Origin of the sequence: Flavobacterium sp., from assembly GCF_017744675.1 — a bacterium.
Lineage (GTDB): Bacteria > Bacteroidota > Bacteroidia > Flavobacteriales > Flavobacteriaceae > Flavobacterium.
Genome location: NZ_JAGIAV010000005.1, coordinates 143,467 through 163,466 on the forward strand (window position 1 = coordinate 143,467; position 20,000 = coordinate 163,466).

Consider the following 20,000-nt stretch of genomic DNA (forward strand, 5'->3'; position numbering starts at 1 on the left):
TTATGAAAATTCTGCTAATTTCAATGCCATCTATTCATATACTAAGATGGATGGAAAACTTGCAAGATAGTGATTTCGAGTTATATTGGTTTGATGTTTTAGGAAGAGGAAAGCTAGAAACTTTTGATTCTGTAAAGCAGTTTGTTGGATGGAAAAAAAGAAAAACGCCTTATATCAAAGGAGAATTTTTTTTGAGTAAAAATTATCCCAATTTATACGAAAAAATTCTTCCTTATTTAGAAGTGACAGCAAACGAAGCCCTAGAGAAAATAATTTTAGAAATAAAACCAGATGTAATTCATAGTTTTGAAATGCATAGTTCTTCATATCCTATTTTGAAAACAATGAAGAAGTTTCCAAAAGCAAAATGGCTGTATTCTTGTTGGGGTAGTGATATTTTTTACTTTATGAACTTTAAAGCGTATAATTATAAAATCAGGAATGTTTTAAAAAGGGTTGATTTTCTGCATACAGATTGTAAAAGAGATTTTGACCTGGCTGTCCAGTTAAACTTTTCCGGAAAATTTTTAGGTGTAATTCCTGGCGGGACAGGTTATAAAATGCAAGAGGTGGAAACTTTAAAACTACCCGTTTCTGAAAGAAAAATTATTTTAGTTAAAGGATATGAACATCATTTAGGTAGAGGTCTAAATATTGTAAAGGCATTGCAATCTATAGAAACACAAATACAAGGATATCAAGTGGTTGTTTTTGGTTCACACTCAAAGGTGAAAGAATATATAAAAAATAATCAGTTAAATTTTAGTTCTTTTGATAGACATGAGCTTTCGCATAGCGAATTGATTGAGCTAATGGGAAAATCTTTAATTTATATAGGAAATAGTATCTCCGATGGAATGCCAAATACATTATTAGAAGCAATTCTTATGGGGGCTTTCCCAATACAATCAAATCCTGGTGGTGTTACGGAAGAGGTAATTTCAAATAATGAAAATGGGTTTTTAATTCAAAATCCAGAATCTATCGAAGAAATTAAAGAAAATATTCTAAAAGCAATTTCAAATTTAAATTTGCTTGAAAATGCATCATTAAAAAACCAACAAATAGCAAATGAAAGATTGGATTATTTTGAGAACAAATTGAAAGTTGTTCAAATGTATAAAACTATAATGAAATGAGATTAGGTTTTAATCCGAACAAAGATCAGGAAACGGCTAGTTTGACATATTCTCATCAAATTATTATTCCAGTTTATATTCCAAACCAAAATGATTATTTTAAAAATAGTCTGGCTATTCTTAAGCTATGTTTAGAGTCTTTATTTCATACGGTTCATAAAAAAACTTTTATAACCGTTGTCAATAATGGAAGTTGTGATGAGGTGAAGAATTATTTGCAGGAATTGTACTCGGAGAAAAAAATCCATGAAATTTTAGAAACAACAAACATTGGAAAATTAAATGCGATTTTAAAAGGTATAGTTGGGCATAATTTTCCATTAATTACAATTACAGATTCAGATGTGTTATTTCTGAATGGCTGGCAAAAAGCGACGTATTCTATTTTTGAAAATTTTCCTAAAGCTGGAGTAGTTTGCCCTACACCATCATCTCGCTCATTAAGAACCCATACTTCCAATATTTATTGGGATAATTTTTTTTCAAAAAAACTGGCTTTTTCAAAAGTTAAAACCCCGTCAGCTTTAAAAAACTTTGCCATTAGTGTTGGAAATCCTGATTTTTACAATAGAGCTCATTTAGAAAAATATTTTACATTGTCGAGTAACAGCAATAAAGCTGTTATTGGAGCTGGACATTTTGTAGGAACATATAGGGGAGAAATTTTTGACAGCTTGGAAGCAAAATATTCTAATTATAAATTAGGAGGAGACAGCGAAAGTAAAATCTTAGATATTCCGGTGGTACAAAATGGTTTTTGGCGTTTATCTACGGAAGATAATTATGCTTTTCATATGGGGAATGTCGTAGAAGAATGGATGTATGATGAAGTGTCGAAATTAAAAAAAGATTCCTCAGAAATTGATTTTAAACTCAAATCAATAGAGCCTAGCTCAAAATGGCTTTATATTATAAAAAGTAAAATCTTTGGAAAAATCATTTTAAATAAAAAATTGATGAGGTATTTTTTAAGATGGAAAGGACTTTCAAAAGAGGAAGCTAGCAATTATTTGATTTAAAATAGATATGCAAAATAAAATTAAAATCGCTTATCTCATAACGGCTTATCATGATTATGAGCATTTAAAAAGATTGATAGCTGCTTTAAATGACAAGAATGTTTATTTTTTCATTCATATTGATAAAAATTCTTTAATGCCTACAAACTTGAATGAATTTGAAAATATTAAATTCATCAAAAGGCATAAAGTTTGGTGGGGAGGCTGGTCACACCAAAAAGCCATTCTTAATTTAATGGCAGAAGCGCTTAAAGGAAGTTATGATTATTACGCTTTAATTAGCGGAAGCGATTACCCAATAAAAAACAATGATTTTCTGTATTCATTATTAAACGAGGGCGGAGAGTTTGTGAGTATAAAAGAAGGATTTCCTGCCGAATTTAAAAAAGGTTGGATAACCAATTTTTATTTTGATCTGTTTTACAGAAGAAAACCGAACAAACCCGTTTGGATAAAAGTCTTATTGCGTTTGGAGAAAAAAATCAGTTTATATTTTCCTAAAAAAAACTTTCCTTTTGAGAGAGTTTTTTTTGGTCCTACATGGTGGGTTTTAACACATTCAACCGTTAATTATATTTTAGACTTTTTAGAAGATAATCCAAAATATGAGAGATTTTTTAAAAATTCATTTTGTAGTGAAGAGATCCTAATACCTACAATTATTGGGAATTCGGATATTAAAAATCTGAAAGGAAACTTAACTTATGTTGATTGGAGAATTGCTCCCGGTCCTGCTTTTATTTCAAAGAAACATCGTGAGATTTTTGAAAATAGTATTGTGAATAATGAATATGGTGACAATTGTGCATTTTTTGCTAGAAAGTTTAAAAATGAAAATTCAGAAATTTTGAAATATATTGACAATTATCTTAGAATTTAATTTATGATCACTATAATTTATCCATATAGAAATAGAGAGTCTGAGAGGGTTAAGCGTTCTTTAGATTCACTTAAGGAGCAGACAAATTCTGAGTTTGAAGTTCTTTTAGTAGATTATGGTTCAGATTCACTCTCGGCATCTATTATTAAGGAATTAGTTTCTAATTATAAATTTGTAAAATATATTTATAATTACTCTGAATTTCAGCCTTGGTCAAGGGCTAAAGCAATTAACATAGGATTGAAAAATGTTACCACAGAATACATTTTTACAGCTGATGTTGATATGATTTTTAGCTCAAATTTTATTTCTAAACTTTATGAATTAAAAAATCCAATTAAAGGTTATTATTTTAAAGTTGGTTTTCTCAATGAAAAAGAATCTAAGTCGGATAAGAAATTTGAAGATTTTAAAATTGATTTCAGTAGTGAAGTTGGAGCACAGGGATTATCATTATTTAATCTGGAAAGTTTAAAAGCAGTAACTGCATACGATGAATTTTTGCATTTTTGGGGCGCAGAAGACATCGATGTACACAATCGATTAGAAAAAAATGGAACTGAAAGTGTTTTTTATTCCGAAGAAATTTTAATGCTTCATCAATGGCATACTAGTTATAGAAAAGCTGAAAAAAAAGTTCTTACAAAAGATTTGCAATTGACAGATATTGTGAGAATTAATTATCAAAAGCTATTAGGAAATATTCAAAATAAAAGAGCAGAGGTAAATAATTCAAATTGGGGAATAGGTATTTCAGAAAATGATTTTGAAGACTTAAAAAAGGATGACAAAGAAATATTAATGTTTAATAAAAAGGAAATTATCACTCATTTTCTGTTTAGTGAATTGCCTAATTTTAAAGATGGAATTTTAAATCTTCGTTTTATAAAAGATCCTTTCCAAAATTCATTGAAATATAAAATGAAGAAACTTTTAGGTAAGAAAGTCCCTAAATATTACACTTTAAAAGAAATTAATGATTTGCTGTTGTTGCATACTATTTCATTTTATCATACACTTCCATATTTTTTAGAGGTTAGTGATGATTTGAATAGTATTTCATTCAAAATAAAAAAATAAGAAAGATAACAAAGTCCCAAAATGTCAAAAGTAATTCTGATTTCCCAAATTCCATTACCTTACTCTCATATTGGGAGCTGGACAACCCTATATCATAATTATTTAAGCAGTAATCATGCTATTGATTATATTATTTGTGAGAAGCCTGAAACTTTATACAATGGAATAGATTATGGCTTGGTTAAAAATAATAATCTATTAAAAGTTCGAAAGAAATTTTTTAAGAATCCTTACTTAGGATATTTTAATGTGCTTGAAAAAATTCTTGAAAAGAATGACAAGTGTATAATTCAAATCATTGATAATTTTGGAATTGTAAAACCGTTACTTGAATTTTTAAAAATTAAAAAAAAAAAGAATCAATGTTATTTGCAATTCTTTTACCATGGGTTTCCTCCATTTTATGAGAATTTTTTAGGGAGATGGTTTTTTGAAGGGATAGATGAAATGGTTTTGTTGACTCATGATTCATATAAAGCACATAAAAAATATTATACTGTTCTACCCACAAAATTTTCAGTTTTACACAACGGAATTGATACCTCTAAATTTCATAAAGTAACTTTTGAAGAAAAAGAAAATATAAGGAAACAGTTAAATATTACAAACAAAAAAGTATTTATCTGGTGTTCTCAAGATCGCCCGAAAAAAGGATTAGATTTTATTTTAGACGTTTGGAAAAGAATTAATGCAGCCAAGAATGACGCTATTCTTTTAGTAATTGGTGCAAATCGAGATGTAAAAATAGAAGGGGTGTCTTTTTTAGGAAGAATACCCAATAATGATTTGCCAAAGTATTATCAATTAGCAGATTGTTATTTGTTTCCAACGCTTTGGCATGAAGGTTTTGGATTGAGTTTAATTGAAGCTTTACATTGTGGCTGTTATTGCATTGCTTCTGCAAATGGAGGAGTTCCGGAAGTTTTACAGTATGGAAAATTAGGAAAACTGATTGAAAACCCTAATTTTATTGAAGATTGGGTACAAGCCATAGAATCATTTTTAGAGGAAAAAGAAACACCTACAATTTCAATTCCTGAAAATTTATATTCTACAAAAAGCTGGAATGAAGGAATGAATACCATTATCGAAAACGCAAAATTGAATTTTAGTTAATGAAAACTATTGCAATAATACCTGCGCGAGGAGGCTCTAAACGATTGCCAGAAAAAAACACCAAATTTCTTGGTGAAATTCCTCTTTTGGCTCATTCAATTTTATATGCAAAAAAAAATAATGAAATAATTGATGAGATTTATGTTTCAACAAACGATGATAAAATCAAGAAAATTGCATTAGAATACGGTGTAAAAGTAATTGATCGCCCAGAATCATTATCAGGAGATTTGGAACCGACAGTGACAGCATTAAAGCATGTATTAGAATCAATTGGAGAAGAAGTAAAAAATGTAATTTTATTACAGCCAACAAATCCGTTACGTCCAGAAAACTTGCTTGAAGATGCATTTGATCTTTATTTAAAAGGAAATTATGACAGCTTATTTACAGTTTCCCAGAATCATCAGAAATTTGGAAAAATAACTGATGGTAAGTTCGTTCCATTTAATTATGAGATAGGACAAAGAAGCCAAGATCTTGAACCACTTTTCTTTGAAAACGGCTTACTTTATATTACAAAATCTGAAAAAATTTTAAATAATATAATTATATCAAAAGATGCTTGCCCATTTGAGATAAATCATATTTTTGCCACCGTTGATATCGATACGCAAGAAGATTTTGACTATGCTCAATATTTATTAAAAACAAATAAAAAATGAATCCATATATAGAAATAGCAGGCCGTAAAATTGGCCCAGATTACCCGCCATTAGTGATTGCCGAAATCGGAATTAATCATGAAGGATCTCTTCAAGTTGCTAAAGAAATGGTAGATGCGGCTAAGAGAGCTGGTGTAGAAGTTGTAAAACATCAAACGCATATCGTGGAAGACGAAATGACTGGTGCAGCAAAAAAAGTCATTCCAGGAAATGCTGATGTCTCTATTTATGAAATTATGGAACGCTGTTCGCTTAACGAAGCAGAGGAGTTAGAACTTAAAAATTATGTAGAAAGCAAAGGCATGATTTTTATTTCGACACCATTTTCTCGTGCAGCAGCCGAAAGACTAAAAAAGTTTGATATTCCAGCTTACAAAATAGGATCTGGTGAATGCAATAATTATCCGCTTTTAGAGCATATTGCTTCTTTTGGAAAACCTGTCATTTTAAGTACAGGAATGAATACAATTGAAAGCATTCAAAAAGCAGTAGCGGTATTTGATAAATATAATGTTCCAGTTGCTTTATTGCACACTACAAATTTATATCCAACACCAATTCATTTAGTTCGTTTTGGAGCTATGGTCGAATTGAATCAAGCTTTTCCAAATAAAGTTTTCGGTTTAAGCGATCATACTTTAAATAACAATGCTTGTTTGGGAGCCGTTGCTTTAGGAGCAAGTATTTTAGAAAGACATTTTACAGACCACATGCAACGTACAGGACCAGATATTGTGTGCAGTATGGATGAAAATGCTTGTCGCGAATTAATCATTTCAAGTGCAGAAATTGCCCAAATGCGTGGAGGTTCCAAAATACCTGCAGATGAAGAGCAAGTAACTATAGACTTTGCTTTTGCAACAGTTTGTTCTATTGCTTCAATTAAAAAAGGAAAAGTTTTTACCAAAGAAAATATCTGGGTAAAAAGACCTGGAACCGGAAAAATTTTGGCTGAAAGTTTTAATGATATAATCGGCAAGATGGCAACAAGAGATATTGAGAATGATGAACAATTAACTTGGGAAGATATTCAATAATATCGATGAAAAAAATCCTTTTTTTAACGGGTACCAGAGCCGATTTTGGGAAAATAAAATCCCTAATCACAATTCTTGAAAAACAGCAAGAATTTGAAGTCTTTGTATTTGTAACAGGTATGCATTTGCAAGAAGAGTACGGGTACACCCTAATTGAAATTGAACGATGCAATTTTAAAAACATTCATACCTTCGTGAATCATACTCATGAAACCACAATGGATCTCACTCTTGCAAAAACTATAGAAGGATTTTCAAGCTATTGCAATACTATAAAGCCAGATATGATAGTCGTTCATGGAGATCGTGTTGAGACTTTGGCAGGAGCAATAGTTGGATCTCTTAACAATATTCTTGTAGCACATATTGAAGGAGGCGAAGTTTCGGGAACTGTTGACGAATTAATAAGGCATAGTGTAAGCAAATTGAGTCATATACATTTTGCATCTAATGCTGAAGCAAAGAAAAGACTCATCCAAATGGGTGAAATAAAAGAATCTGTCTTTACAATTGGTTCTCCAGATATTGATATCATGTTTTCGGAAAAACTGCCAGATTTAGTAACGGTAAAAGAGTATTATAAAATTCCATATGCCGATTTTTCAATTGTAATGTTTCATCCTGTTACAACAGAAATAAATGCAATGAAACAATATGCAGAAAATTTTGTTTCTGCCTTGCTAAATGATAATCACAATTATGTGGTCATTTATCCAAACAATGATTTAGGAAGCCAATTTATTTTGGATAACTACGAGAAGTTAAAAAATAATGTACGATTTAAAATTTTTCCATCACTTCGTTTTGAGTACTTTTTGACTCTTTTAAAAAACAGCAAATTTATTATTGGAAACAGCAGCGCAGGTATTCGCGAAGCGCCTTATTACGGCATTCCAATTATCAATATTGGTACTAGACAACAAAATAGAGCAATACATGCTGATATAATAAATGTGGATTATTCTGAAAGAGAAATCGAAGGAGCTCTTTCAATTATAGACTCTCATCGAGTGCAAAAAACAGAGAATGATTTTGGTCAAGGAAATAGTGCAGAATTATTTCTTAGTTGTCTTCAGAAATCGGATATTTGGCAACTTAATCACCAAAAACAATTCAAAGACAGCTAATGCCTAAAAAGATTTTTATTTTATTGCCAGACGGAGTTGGACTTAGAAATTTTGCTTTTTCTAATTTTTATAAAATTGGATTAGAGAAAAATTTTGATATAACGTATTGGAATAATACGCCATTTGATTTAAAAAAAATCGGTTTTGAAGAAATCAAAATTAAAAATGCTAAGCCAAATCCTCTAACAGATAGTTACAAAAATGCTCGAAAGCATATTGAGCTAAATCTTAGTATAAAAAAAGAAAAAGATACTGTTTACGATTCTTATCGTTTTCCTTTTTCTTTTAAAAGTATAAAAGGTACAGTTAAAAGTTGTTTTGCAAAATTCTTCATCTCAATAAATAATTCCGAAAAAGGCTTAGAAAAAGTTAGAGAGAAGATAAAAAAGCAAGAAAGGGAAACGGAGTTTTACAAAGGTTGTTTAGAAACGCTTCGAAAGGAAAAACCAGACTTTGTATTTTGTACCAACCAGCGTCCTGTTTTGGCAATAGCTCCTTTATTAGCGGCCAACGAACTTAAGATACCAACAGGAACTTTTATTTTTTCGTGGGATAATTTGCCAAAAGCAACAATGGTGGTTGAAACGGATTATTATTTTGTATGGAGCGAACACATGAAGTCTGAACTTCAAAAGTATTATCCATATATAAACGAAAACCAGATTTTTGTTGTAGGAACACCACAATTTGAAAGTCATTTTGATCAAGACATTATTGAAGATAGGGCTCAATTCTTTGGCAGGCATAAGATGGATTTAAGTAAAAAATACATCTGCTATTCTGGAGATGATGCTGTTACTTGTCCAGATGATCCAAAATATTTATCTGATTTTGCCAATGCAGTGCGAAAATTAAACGAAGAGAAGAATCATTCATTAGGCATTATATTTAGACGTTGTCCCGTTGATTTTTCAGGGAGATATGATGAGGTTTTAGCTAAGAATAAAGATTTAATTGTTTCAATTGATCCGAGTTGGGAAAAAATAGGAGAAGGTTGGAATACTGTTTTGCCAACTCAGGATGATGTTAAGTTGCTTGTCAATACCATTTTTCATACAGAAATGGTTGTAAATTTAGGATCTTCAATGGCGTTTGATTATGCTTGTTTGAAAAAGCCATGTGCTTATTTAAATTACGATGTCTCAAATAAAGTTGATCCAGATTTTTCTGTTTCTAAAATCTATAACTACGTGCATTTTCGATCAATGCCAGATCAGAAAGCTGTTATCTGGTTAAATTCTGCAGACGAAATTGCTGCTAAAATTAAGGATGGATTGGAGAAAAACGAGACTTTAGAAAGTGTCGAAAAGTGGTTCGAAATTATCAATCAACACCCGCCTCAATTAGCTTCTCAACGTACTTGGGAAGCAATAATGCAAATAGTAAAATGAAAAATTTTTTACGAAAAATAGCGTGGAAAGTCCTCGGGAATGAATACTATACATTCTTAAAAGGACAAAATAAACATTATTTGCATCTTGCTAAAAATGTTTCTATAGGATACAAAACCTATCATAATGGAGCATTTGTTTGGCAGTGGCACAACAATTCTGAACTAGAAATAGGAAAATATTGCTCTATTGCTAACGATGTCAATTTTATATTAGATTCAGGACACCATCAAGTTAGTGAGATTACTACTTTTCCGCATTTTAATCATTTGAGAAATGACAGTGTGTTTTTGAATGAAGAATCAAAAAATAAAATAAAACAAAACATCGTTACTCCAGAAAGTAAAACTATAATTGGAAATGACGTTTGGATCGGTATGAATGTTATTATTTTACCAAACGTTAAAATAGGAAATGGAGTTACAATTTTGGCCGGTTCGGTTGTGTCAAAAGATGTTCCTGATTATGCTATTGTAGGCGGAATTCCAGGAACAGTAATAAAGATGAAATACAATCCTGAGATCATTAGTAAACTGCAGCAAATCGCATGGTGGAATTGGGAACCTGAAAAAGTGGAGGAAAATGTTCAAGATTTTTATCTTCCAATTCAGGAATTCATTAACAAATGGTATAGCTAAATGATCGAGAGACTTTTGCTGTGTTTTATTTAAGCAGATCTTAAATTTATGTTTTTCAACTCTTTGGCTTTTGCCATATTTTTGCCAATAGTTTTTTTCTTGTATTGGTTTGTCTTCAATAAAACCAAAAGCACACAAAATGCTTTATTAATTGTTGCGAGTTATTATTTTTATTCCTGTTGGGACTGGAGATTTTTATTTCTGCTAGTTTTTTCTACATTTTTAGATTATTTCACAGGAATTCAAATCGAGAAAAGCAATTCAGATAAAAGGCGAAAATTCTGGTTTTGGCTTAGTATTTTAGTGAATTTAGGATTTTTAGGAATCTTTAAATATTATAATTTCTTTGCCAGTTCATTTGCAGAAATGCTTTCTTCTTTTGGCTTTAAGGTAAGTCCGATGTTATTAAATGTGATTCTTCCTGTTGGAATCTCATTTTACACTTTCCACGGATTATCTTATGTAATTGATATTTATAATAAAAGAATTAAAGCAGAATACAATTTTGTAGATTATTCTTTGTTTGTAAGCTACTTTCCGCTTCTAGTTGCAGGGCCGATAGAAAGAGCAACACATTTATTGCCTCAAGTAAAAGTAAAAAGAGAATTTAATTTTGAAAAAGCCAAAGAAGGACTTTCTCAAATTGTTTGGGGGATATTTAAAAAAGTAGTCATTGCAGACAATTGTGCTGTTTTTGCAAATAAAATATTTGATAATTATGCCGCAATGGATTCGTTTTCATTGATTTTAGGATCAGTTTATTTTGCTTTTCAGATTTATGGAGACTTCTCAGGTTATTCAGATATTGCCTTAGGCGTTTCAAAATTGTTTGGTATTGATTTATTGCGCAACTTTAATTATCCTTATTTTTCGAGAGATATTGCAGAATTTTGGCGTCGTTGGCACATTTCGCTTTCCTCTTGGTTTCGAGATTATTTATACATTCCACTTGGAGGAAGTAAAGGCTCAAAACTAAAACAAGTGCGAAATGTTTTTGTTATTTTTCTAGTCAGCGGTTTTTGGCATGGAGCAAATTGGACTTATATCGCTTGGGGATTTATTAATGCACTTTACTTTTTGCCTTTATTACTTCTAAAAATAAATCGAAATAATTTAGAAGAAACAGCTCTTTCATGGAATAGTTCTTCATTTAAAGTACTTGCAAGTATGTTATTTACTTTTGCATTGACTTGTTTTGCTTGGATTTTTTTTAGATCAGAAAATATACAAATGGCATTAGATTATATTAAAAGAATAGTCTCATTTACTTTTAATATAAGCGATTTAAAAAACCAAGTAAGCTATATTATTGTGATTGTTTTGTCTTATTTGATTTTATTGGAATGGATGAATAGAAAAGAAGAATGTCCTTTATTTAATCAATTCTCGAGAGTCAAAATAATAATAACAGTTTTGCTAATTCTATTGTTTGGACAGTTCGATATTCAAAGTAAGTTTATTTATTTTCAGTTTTAATACAAGTTTTTAATGAAGGCTTTTTTGAAATATATTATTGAAATTATTGTAGTAATTTTTATAGTTGCTTTTGGTATTCAATATTTTTTAGACAACGGTTTACGTAATCTAAAAAATACTCAAATTAATGATTGGAAAAATATTTTAGATGGAAAAATAAATAGTGATATTATAATTAATGGTTCTTCAAGAGGTTTCGTGGGTTATAATTCTAATATTATTGGAGAAAAACTAAAATCTAGTTGTTTCAATTTAAGTTTCAATGCGGGTGGCTATAATTTACAGCAGGACAAATTTGATATCTATATTAAAAAGAATAAAATTCCTAAAGTAGTAATTCAAAATATTGATTTAGCCTATTTTATAAAAAACAATGCAATTCCAGAGGAGTGGCAGTTTTATCCCTTTTTGTATAATAAAGATTTAGAATCTTTAACTTCAAAATTTGATACTAAATTTAATTATTTTAAAATTTTCCCATTACTTAAATACAATCAAAATTTTGGTTTAATAAAAGAAGGGATGATGGCTAATTTCTCAAATCAAGTAAAGAAAAATGCTAAAACTTTAAATGGGTTTTGTCCTCAAAATAGAGCCTTTAAAGTGGATGACCATAACTTGAAAAGATTTCAAAACCAAGAAGTAAAATCTAACAATGAAAAAGAAATAAAACTTTTGCATCAAATGATAGCGTTTTATAGATCAAGATTAAAATTTGATTCAAAAATTATATTGGTTTGGATGCCTGAGCATAAATTGAGATTAACAGAAAACTATAATCAGCAAAGAAAATTTATAGTTAATGAATTAAATTTGCTGCAAAAAAAGGATAAGAACATATTATTTATCGATATGGCTTATGATGATATTTCAAATTTTGATGATAATTATTACGATACATTTCATTTAACTGAAAAAGGGGCTAATGAATTCTCAAAGAAAATAGCAGTAAGAATTAATAATTTTTTAAATTAAGTTATGTTTTTTAACTCTTTGGCTTTTGCCATATTCTTACCAATCGTTTTTTTTCTGTATTGGTTTGTCTTCAATAAAACTAAAAGCACGCAAAATGCTTTGTTAATTGTTGCGAGTTATTATTTTTATTCCTGTTGGGACTGGAGATTTCTATTTCTGCTCGTTTTTTCTACATTTTTAGATTATTTCACTGGGATCCAAATTGAAAAAAGCGACTCAGAAAAAAAGCGTAAATTTTGGTTTTGGCTTAGTGTTTTGGTGAATTTAGGATTCTTAGGAATTTTTAAATACTATAACTTCTTTGCAACTTCATTTGCAGAAATGTTTACTTCATTTGGGTTTAAAGTAAATCCATTTTTGTTAAATGTAATTTTACCAGTCGGAATTTCATTCTATACTTTCCACGGATTATCATATGTAATTGATATTTACTATAAAAGAATAAAAGCTGAATACAACTTTATAGACTACTCCCTTTTTGTGAGCTATTTTCCACTTTTAGTTGCAGGACCAATAGAAAGAGCAACGCATTTATTGCCTGAGTTAAAAGAAAAACGTGAATTTAATTTAGAGAAAGCAAAAGAAGGAGTCTATCAAATTGTTTGGGGACTGGTAAAAAAGGTGGTCATTGCGGATACTTGCGCCGTTTATGCGAACGCCATTTTTGATCATTATTCTTCAATGAATTCCTTTTCATTGATTTTGGGAGCAATTTATTTTGCATTTCAGATTTATGGAGATTTTTCGGGATATTCAGATATTGCGTTAGGGGTTTCTAAATTATTTGGTTTAGATCTGTTGAGGAATTTCAATTACCCTTATTTCTCAAGAGATATTGCCGAGTTTTGGCGCCGCTGGCATATTTCGCTTTCTTCTTGGTTTAGAGATTATTTGTACATTCCGTTAGGAGGTAGTAAAGGCGGACTTTGGATGAAAATTAGAAATACGTTCATCATTTTCATCGTAAGCGGATTTTGGCATGGTGCCAATTGGACTTACATTGTTTGGGGATTTATAAATGCGGTTTATTTCCTTCCTTTACTGTTGTCTAATAGCAATCGGAACAATATGGATTCTATTACTTTAAAATGGAATTTCGATTCTGTAAAAGTACTTTTTAGCATTCTCACTACTTTTTTATTGACTTGTGTAGCATGGGTATTTTTTAGAGCACGTACCATCACAGATGCCGTTTTATATCTAAAAAGAATATTTACTAATGGAGAATTCAGTTCTCAATATTTAGATAATGAAAGGTATAATTATGAATTATTATTGATGATTGGCTTATTTGTTTTAGTTGAATGGAATAATAAAACTAAAGTTGAGCCAATTTCAGGAAAAAGAAGCATGTTAAAAATGGCTCTCGCTATTATCGCTATTATTGCTTTTGGAACTTATTCAGATTATAAAGAATTTATTTATTTTCAATTTTAATGAAGAAGTTTTTATTATACATATTAGGAATTTTTCTTTTAATAGTTTTGGTCGCGGTTGTTTTTGACGGATTGTATACTTATGTTTTTATGCAGTCCAGAAATCGTGGAAAAATCGAAACTGTTTTTAATTCTACAGCAAAAAAATATGATGTAGTGATTTTAGGTTCTTCAAGAGCAAATAATCATTTTGTGTCACAAATGTTTGAAAACAAAGGGTTAACGACATTTAACTATGGAATGAGCGGAGGACATTTGTTTGAAGCTTCATTAATGTTGAAATTGATGATCGAAAGAAAATATGAAATCAAAAATGTAATTCTAGAAGCAGATCTAAATCTTTCTAATGATCAAGAATCTGAAGGGGTAGCAGCCAAGTTTTTACCTTACATGCATTGCTCAAAGGTTATTAAAGATCATTTTTCGACAGAAGAAAATTTTGAAGAGTTATATTATATACCTTTTTATAGATATGTGAAATTTGATTCTAAGATTGGTTTTCGCGAAATCTATAAAATAGCATCAAAAGAAAAAACCAATGCTTTAGATAATTTAGGATATTATCCTTTAGAAAAACATAAAAATGGCAATATGAAAAATAATATTGTCAATTTAAATCCTTTGCCACATAATAAATACTACGAAGAGATTAAAGAAATTTGCAAAAAAAATAAAATCAATTTTATTGCTGTTACAACTCCTATGTGCGAAAATGTTGTGGGGATGAATTATTTTGATAAAATAAAAAAAGCATATCCAGAAATTCATAATTACGAGAATACAGTTATCGAAAATAAATATTTTTCTTCATGTGGACATATGACAGATGAAGGGGCAAGATTATTTACAGCAAGAATTATTAAAGATTTTTTTAATAAATAATAGTTCTTTTCAACATTAAAGATGATAACATTTAGTAAAATAGGGAAGAAAGGTAATTTGGGAAATCAGCTTTTTCAAATAGCCTCGACTATTGGTTTAGCGACCAGAAATAATCATGAATTCTCTTTTTTAGAATGGAAACATCAAAACGCCTTTAAAAATGGACTGCCTCTTTTGTCTTTAGATCAATCTTTGTTTAATCAGATTGAAGAAAAAGAATACCATTATCATCAATGGACTTTTGGAACTAATCATTATGATATTATTGGCTGGCTGCAAACAGAAAAATATTTTGATATTGAATTGACAAAACACTATTTCGAGTTTTCAGATTCTTTAAAAGAAAAAATAAAGAAAAGATATAGCGAAGCTTTTAAAAAGCGTACAATTTTAATTTCTATTCGCAGAGGAGATTTTGTAAACCACAAAGACTATTTTCAGCTTCCGATAAATTATTACTTGAATAGCTTAGCAATATTTTTTCCTGAATGGGATTCTTGTAATCTTATTGTTTTGAGCGACGACATCAATTATTGCAAATATCATTTTTCATTTTTAGAAAATGCATTTTTTGGAAATGATTTAAATGAAACAGAACAACTTTGTTTAGGAGCAATGTGCGATGATTTTATAATTAGTAATTCTACTTTTTCTTGGTGGACAGCGTGGCTGGGAGAAAAAAGTGACTCAAAAATTATAAGGCCATTCAAAAATTTTGATGGAGAAAAAAGCAAAGAGCTTAATGATAAAGATTATTATCCTGAAAGGTGGACAAAATACAATCATTTAGATGAAAAACTTAAGTTTTCCGATTTAGCTTTTTCTATAAATATGGACAGGAATAATGATGAAATAAAAACATATTTGTCAAATTATTTTGAGGCTGAATTTGTTTCAAATGAGAACAATCTTGAGCCTTCAAAAAATATTTATTTCATAAATAAAGATTATTTTTTGCCTCCGCTTTTAGTTTATTTCTCTTTCTTAAAGCTTAAAAAAACTAAGATAGACTTGGTTATTAATAATGCTGTGGAAGTATTTGGGGTATCAAAAGTATTAAACTATAAAGAATTTGTTGAACAAAAAGATTTTGGTTTTTTTTCAAAAATCTTTTCATTCTCCAAAAGAGAGAAGAAAAAGAAAAATTTTAAACAGGAGATTTATTTAAAGAAAAGCGTTGCTTTAAATTCGAATAAGAGTGCCGAAAATGAGTTTTTACTATGTTTTTCCGCAGGTAGATTTCTTACTATTGGAGGTTACAAATTTAGTTTTAAAAGATTTTTAAAAACAAAAGAGAGACAGTTAAAACGCAGCGTGAAGAAAAAATTGAACAAAATAAAAAAATGAAACCAAATCTACATGTTGCTTACATTGTTTCTCATTATCCTCATAATGCCTTTGGTCACGATGGAGGAATTGGTACAAGTGTTTTTACTTTGGCCGAAAAGCTAAAAGAATTTAATGTGCAAGTTTCTGTTTTTGTATATGGGCAAAAAGAAGAATTTGTTATTAAAGAAGAGAATGCTACAATTTATAGTTTGAATAATAGAAAAGGAAAATTCTTTAACTTTTATTGGAATAGAAAAAAGATAAATAAATTCATTAATAAAATTATTCTCCAAGAAAAAATTGACATCATTGAAGCTCCAGATTGGACAGGAATTACAGCATTTATGGGTTTTAAAATTCCGTTGATAATTCGTTTTCATGGAAGTGATGCTTATTTCTGCTATTTGGAAAATAGAAAACAAAAGCTTAAGAATTTCTGGTTTGAAAAATTAGCAATCAATAACGCAGATGCATTTATTGCCCCAACAAAATTTGCGGGAGAAGTTTCGAGTAAGCTTTTTAAGATAAAAGCAAAAGAAATTAAAACAATTCATAATGGTTTGAATCTTCAAAACTTTGAAAACGAAAAACCAGAAGAATTTGAAAAAAACCTGATTTTATATGCTGGAACTTTAGTTAGAAAAAAAGGAGTTTTAGAGCTTCCTGAAATTTTTAAGGATGTGCGCAAAGATTTTCCTGATGCAAAATTAATTTTAATTGGCGGCGATGCTCCAGATATAAAAACAAACTCTAAATCAACTTGGGAGTTAATGAAAACGTTATTTACCGTAGATGATTTGAAGAATGTAAATTATCTAGGTAAAATTCCATACAGCGAAATTCAAAATTACATAAAGAAAGCAAACGTCTGTGTGTTTCCAACTTTTGCAGAAACACTCGGGATGGTAACAATTGAATCTATGGCCATGCAAAAAGTAGTTGTCAATAGTAATATTGGCTGGTCTGAAGAATTGATTATAGATGGAGAGAGTGGTTTTTTGGCACATCCTTCAAATCATGATTTATACGCTAGACGAATTAAAGAGATTTTTGAAGATAAGCAACTAGCCAAAAAAATAGGTGAAGGTGCACGGAGTCGAATAGAAGAAAAATTTGATATAAGTAAACTGCTATTTGAGAATATTGATTTTTACCAAAAAATGATAAACTTTAAAAAACTATAAAGTGGTAATTATTTATCATCAGAATAATAAAATTGTAGAAGTAAGCTCTAAAGGAGAAAATGTTGTATTTTCTGAAAAAAGTATGACTTCCAATTTATTTCAAATCGCAGAGCAATATCCCGATAGTCTCATCGTGTGGTGCCATTTAGATTTAAAATCAAATTTAAATTATACCAAACTTGAAGAAATTTTTCACCATAAAAAAATAATGGCATCTTATAATTTGTCATCAAATTCTTTTTTTTCAGAAGCGATTGGATATTCAGATCTATCTCTATTCTTAAATATTAAAAAAGGAGTTAGTTATCCAACTTGGATTATGAGTAGCCATATCGGCGGAATTCATGCAGAGGTTTTAAATACTTTAAATAATCAAATTTATAAAGATTCAAACTTTGATTATTTATTGCATTCAATAGCAAAATTGGCTATGCCATTAGGGTTATATTGTTACTCTGAACCTAGTTTGCTTGAAAAAACTGATGTAATATTCCCAAAATTTAAAAATGATAATTTTCTTTTATTTCGATTTATTAAGCAACATTATAAAGTAAGTTGGATATTTTTGTTGTTTATAAATTTATTCCTTTACGAAAGAAAGTTTGCTCTTTTACCTCTTTTTTTCTCGCTATTCTACAGTAAACGATATTTAAAAGATGACTTATTACAAGTTGTAGAAAACCAATCGCAAAAAAAAGTAATAGTAGAAGGGACTCTAGATGTCATAATTCCGACAATTGGGCGCAAAAAATACTTGTACGATTTCTTAAAAGATTTAGCATTGCAAACATATTTGCCAAAAAATGTTATAATAGTAGAGCAAAATCCTGCTACTGGTTCCGTTTCAGAATTTGATTTTATTGAAAGTGGCAATTGGCCATTTTACATAAAGCATATTTTTACGCATAAAACAGGAGCGTGTAATGCGAGAAATTTAGCTCTTGTAGAAATAGACAGCGAATGGGTATTTATGGCAGATGATGATATCCGAATTGATAAGAATTTTTTAGAAGAAGCTTTTGAGGTAATAAAAAAAGATGGATTAGAACAAGTAACATTTGGATGTTATGCACCCGATTATGCTGAAAATAAAAAAATCAAGTTTAGATTTCAATCAAGTAATTTTGGCTCTGGATGTAGTATTGTAAAATCAAAAAACATAGAATCTGTATCTTACAACGCAAGTTTTGAATTTGGTTATGGAGAAGATAGTGACTATGGAATGCAACTTAGAAACCAAGGTTCTGATGTAATATTTTCTCCCAAACCAGATATAATTCATCTCAAAGCGCCAATTGGAGGTTTCAGAGAAAAGCATATTTTAGCTTGGTCCAATGATTTAATTCAGCCTAAACCATCTCCAACAGTTATGTTGTACAATCTTTTAAATCTAACCAAACAACAATTAAAAGGTTATAAAACGACTCTGTTCTTTAAGTTCTACAGTGTTCAAAAAATTAAAAATCCTATTAGATATTACAGCAATTACAACATTCAATGGGACAGAAGCTTATATTGGGCGAACAAATTATACAACAAAAAATGAGAGTTTCTTTAATAATCTGCACTTATATGAGGGCTGAGCCTTTGCAGAGACTGCTTGAGTCGGTTAAAATCCAAGAAAATTATCCAAATGAAATTTTAATTATTGACGGATCTATTAATGACCAGACTAGACTAATTTTGCAACAATATGAATATGATAATTTAAAGTATTTCAAAGTTTCGGATCAAGATAGAGGCCTAACGAAACAGAGGAATTTCGGAATTTCAAAAATAGATCCAGAATCTGAAATTGTTTGTTTTTTGGATGATGATACTGTATTAACACCTTCGTATTTTAAGGAAATTTGCAATTCATTTCAGAACGATGCTGATGTTGTTGGTGTTGGAGGAATTGCAATTAATGAAAATAAATGGAAGCCTCAAGAGAAGAACAGAAATTACAATAAAAAGAAGTTCTATTTGTTTGAAGGATATTTTTATAAAGAAGGTTTAAGAAACATTGCAAGAAATTTTCTTGGTTTAGCTTCAAACTTAGGACCAAGTAGAATGCCACTTTATTCGCATGGAAGAACTTGTGGTTTTCCTTTTACGGGTAAAACTTATGAAGTGGATTTGCTGATTGGCATGTCGATGTCCTTTAAAAAGCACATACTTGATAAAATTAAATTTTCAAAATTTTTTGAAGGATATGGTTTGTATGAAGATGCTGATTTTAGTTTAAGAGCTTTGCAATTTGGCAAAAATGTAATTAATACAAATGCCAAGTTGTATCATTATCATGATCCATCAGGGAGACCAAATCAATATAAGTATGGGAAAATGGTAGTTAAAAATGGTTGGTATGTTTGGAGAATTAAAAATCCAAATCCAAAATTCATTGATCGTTTTAAATGGAATGCTATTACTATTGTATTGGCTTTAATTCGGTTTGTTAATGTCTTGACTGAGAAAAATAAGAAAGTTCCATTAACAGAAGCGATTGGAAGGATGGTAGGCTATTTCAGTTTGATTTTTGCTAAACCTGTTTTGCCAATTTCTGATAATTAGAAAATAGAGAATTCTAACGATTGTAAAAAACAAAGATTGAAGTCAATTAAATTTGTTATCATAACCCACGTAT

Annotated in this window: 18 protein-coding genes; all 18 read left to right on the plus strand. The window is 29.8% G+C overall.

The window, feature by feature from the left end; translation table 11 throughout:
- The first annotated feature begins 2 nt into the window (after positions 1 to 2).
- Genes J7574_RS17650 through J7574_RS17735 form a run of 18 tightly spaced genes read left to right on the plus strand, consistent with a single transcriptional unit; the run spans position 3 to position 19,927 of the window.
- Complete coding sequence (locus tag J7574_RS17650; RefSeq protein ID WP_290971607.1) at positions 3 to 1,139, plus strand: glycosyltransferase; 1,137 nt, start codon at positions 3 to 5, stop codon at positions 1,137 to 1,139.
- Positions 1,136 to 2,158: a glycosyltransferase family A protein gene (locus tag J7574_RS17655; protein WP_290971610.1), complete on the plus strand. Its 1,023-nt coding sequence runs from the start codon at positions 1,136 to 1,138 to the stop codon at positions 2,156 to 2,158. Before J7574_RS17650 ends, J7574_RS17655 begins: the two co-directional genes overlap by 4 nt.
- Before the next feature lie 7 nt (positions 2,159 to 2,165).
- Positions 2,166 to 3,038, plus strand: coding sequence for a beta-1,6-N-acetylglucosaminyltransferase (locus J7574_RS17660; RefSeq protein WP_290971613.1), 873 nt, complete (start codon positions 2,166 to 2,168; stop codon positions 3,036 to 3,038).
- A gap of 3 nt (positions 3,039 to 3,041) precedes the next feature.
- A complete protein-coding gene (locus J7574_RS17665; RefSeq protein WP_290971616.1) occupies positions 3,042 to 4,118 on the plus strand; it encodes a glycosyltransferase family 2 protein in 1,077 nt (358 codons plus the stop codon).
- Positions 4,119 to 4,139: 21 nt separating this feature from the next.
- Complete coding sequence (locus J7574_RS17670) at positions 4,140 to 5,234, plus strand: glycosyltransferase family 4 protein (RefSeq protein ID WP_290971619.1); 1,095 nt, start codon at positions 4,140 to 4,142, stop codon at positions 5,232 to 5,234.
- The gene (locus J7574_RS17675; RefSeq protein ID WP_290971622.1) at positions 5,234 to 5,899 is read left to right on the plus strand and encodes an acylneuraminate cytidylyltransferase family protein; all 666 of its coding nucleotides are present in this window, start codon (positions 5,234 to 5,236) and stop codon (positions 5,897 to 5,899) included. The genes J7574_RS17670 and J7574_RS17675 overlap by 1 nt, the downstream gene beginning before the upstream one ends.
- On the plus strand, positions 5,896 to 6,936 hold the full coding sequence (neuB, locus tag J7574_RS17680; protein ID WP_290971625.1) for an N-acetylneuraminate synthase: 1,041 nt from the start codon (positions 5,896 to 5,898) through the stop codon (positions 6,934 to 6,936). Before J7574_RS17675 ends, neuB begins: the two co-directional genes overlap by 4 nt.
- Positions 6,937 to 6,941: 5 nt before the next feature.
- Positions 6,942 to 8,063: a UDP-N-acetylglucosamine 2-epimerase gene (gene neuC, locus J7574_RS17685; RefSeq protein WP_290971628.1), complete on the plus strand. Its 1,122-nt coding sequence runs from the start codon at positions 6,942 to 6,944 to the stop codon at positions 8,061 to 8,063.
- A complete protein-coding gene (locus J7574_RS17690) occupies positions 8,063 to 9,454 on the plus strand; it encodes a UDP-glycosyltransferase (RefSeq protein WP_290971631.1) in 1,392 nt (463 codons plus the stop codon). Before neuC ends, J7574_RS17690 begins: the two co-directional genes overlap by 1 nt.
- Positions 9,451 to 10,092: a CatB-related O-acetyltransferase gene (locus J7574_RS17695; protein ID WP_290971635.1), complete on the plus strand. Its 642-nt coding sequence runs from the start codon at positions 9,451 to 9,453 to the stop codon at positions 10,090 to 10,092. Before J7574_RS17690 ends, J7574_RS17695 begins: the two co-directional genes overlap by 4 nt.
- Positions 10,093 to 10,140: 48 nt before the next feature.
- A complete protein-coding gene (locus tag J7574_RS17700) occupies positions 10,141 to 11,568 on the plus strand; it encodes an MBOAT family protein (RefSeq protein ID WP_290971637.1) in 1,428 nt (475 codons plus the stop codon).
- Between the two features lie 12 nt (positions 11,569 to 11,580).
- Positions 11,581 to 12,543 (plus strand): hypothetical protein, encoded by a 963-nt coding sequence (locus J7574_RS17705; RefSeq protein WP_290971639.1) that lies wholly within the window; start codon positions 11,581 to 11,583, stop codon positions 12,541 to 12,543.
- A gap of 3 nt (positions 12,544 to 12,546) precedes the next feature.
- Positions 12,547 to 13,980, plus strand: a complete 1,434-nt coding sequence (locus tag J7574_RS17710; protein ID WP_290971641.1) for an MBOAT family protein — start codon at positions 12,547 to 12,549, stop codon at positions 13,978 to 13,980.
- On the plus strand, positions 13,980 to 14,861 hold the full coding sequence (locus J7574_RS17715) for a hypothetical protein (protein ID WP_290971643.1): 882 nt from the start codon (positions 13,980 to 13,982) through the stop codon (positions 14,859 to 14,861). Before J7574_RS17710 ends, J7574_RS17715 begins: the two co-directional genes overlap by 1 nt.
- A gap of 21 nt (positions 14,862 to 14,882) precedes the next feature.
- Positions 14,883 to 16,208 (plus strand): alpha-1,2-fucosyltransferase, encoded by a 1,326-nt coding sequence (locus J7574_RS17720; protein WP_290971645.1) that lies wholly within the window; start codon positions 14,883 to 14,885, stop codon positions 16,206 to 16,208.
- Positions 16,205 to 17,374 (plus strand): glycosyltransferase family 4 protein, encoded by a 1,170-nt coding sequence (locus tag J7574_RS17725; protein ID WP_290971647.1) that lies wholly within the window; start codon positions 16,205 to 16,207, stop codon positions 17,372 to 17,374. Before J7574_RS17720 ends, J7574_RS17725 begins: the two co-directional genes overlap by 4 nt.
- A 1-nt stretch (position 17,375) precedes the next feature.
- Positions 17,376 to 18,920, plus strand: a complete 1,545-nt coding sequence (locus J7574_RS17730; protein ID WP_290971649.1) for a glycosyltransferase family 2 protein — start codon at positions 17,376 to 17,378, stop codon at positions 18,918 to 18,920.
- Positions 18,917 to 19,927 carry a glycosyltransferase family 2 protein gene (locus J7574_RS17735; RefSeq protein ID WP_290971651.1) on the plus strand — a complete coding sequence of 337 codons (1,011 nt, stop codon included), beginning with the start codon at positions 18,917 to 18,919 and terminating at the stop codon, positions 19,925 to 19,927. The genes J7574_RS17730 and J7574_RS17735 overlap by 4 nt, the downstream gene beginning before the upstream one ends.
- Positions 19,928 to 20,000: the final 73 nt, after the last annotated feature.

Coding starts and splice junctions, on each gene's coding strand:
- J7574_RS17725 (WP_290971647.1), top strand. CDS start 16,205: ATGAAACCAAATCTACATGTTGCTTACATTGTTTCTCATTATCCTCAT.
- neuB (WP_290971625.1), top strand. CDS start 5,896: ATGAATCCATATATAGAAATAGCAGGCCGTAAAATTGGCCCAGATTAC.
- J7574_RS17695 (WP_290971635.1), top strand. CDS start 9,451: ATGAAAAATTTTTTACGAAAAATAGCGTGGAAAGTCCTCGGGAATGAA.
- J7574_RS17715 (WP_290971643.1), top strand. CDS start 13,980: ATGAAGAAGTTTTTATTATACATATTAGGAATTTTTCTTTTAATAGTT.
- J7574_RS17665 (WP_290971616.1), top strand. CDS start 3,042: ATGATCACTATAATTTATCCATATAGAAATAGAGAGTCTGAGAGGGTT.
- J7574_RS17675 (WP_290971622.1), top strand. CDS start 5,234: ATGAAAACTATTGCAATAATACCTGCGCGAGGAGGCTCTAAACGATTG.
- J7574_RS17710 (WP_290971641.1), top strand. CDS start 12,547: ATGTTTTTTAACTCTTTGGCTTTTGCCATATTCTTACCAATCGTTTTT.
- J7574_RS17660 (WP_290971613.1), top strand. CDS start 2,166: ATGCAAAATAAAATTAAAATCGCTTATCTCATAACGGCTTATCATGAT.
- neuC (WP_290971628.1), top strand. CDS start 6,942: ATGAAAAAAATCCTTTTTTTAACGGGTACCAGAGCCGATTTTGGGAAA.
- J7574_RS17690 (WP_290971631.1), top strand. CDS start 8,063: ATGCCTAAAAAGATTTTTATTTTATTGCCAGACGGAGTTGGACTTAGA.
- J7574_RS17655 (WP_290971610.1), top strand. CDS start 1,136: ATGAGATTAGGTTTTAATCCGAACAAAGATCAGGAAACGGCTAGTTTG.
- J7574_RS17705 (WP_290971639.1), top strand. CDS start 11,581: ATGAAGGCTTTTTTGAAATATATTATTGAAATTATTGTAGTAATTTTT.
- J7574_RS17650 (WP_290971607.1), top strand. CDS start 3: ATGAAAATTCTGCTAATTTCAATGCCATCTATTCATATACTAAGATGG.
- J7574_RS17735 (WP_290971651.1), top strand. CDS start 18,917: ATGAGAGTTTCTTTAATAATCTGCACTTATATGAGGGCTGAGCCTTTG.
- J7574_RS17670 (WP_290971619.1), top strand. CDS start 4,140: ATGTCAAAAGTAATTCTGATTTCCCAAATTCCATTACCTTACTCTCAT.
- J7574_RS17700 (WP_290971637.1), top strand. CDS start 10,141: ATGTTTTTCAACTCTTTGGCTTTTGCCATATTTTTGCCAATAGTTTTT.
- J7574_RS17720 (WP_290971645.1), top strand. CDS start 14,883: ATGATAACATTTAGTAAAATAGGGAAGAAAGGTAATTTGGGAAATCAG.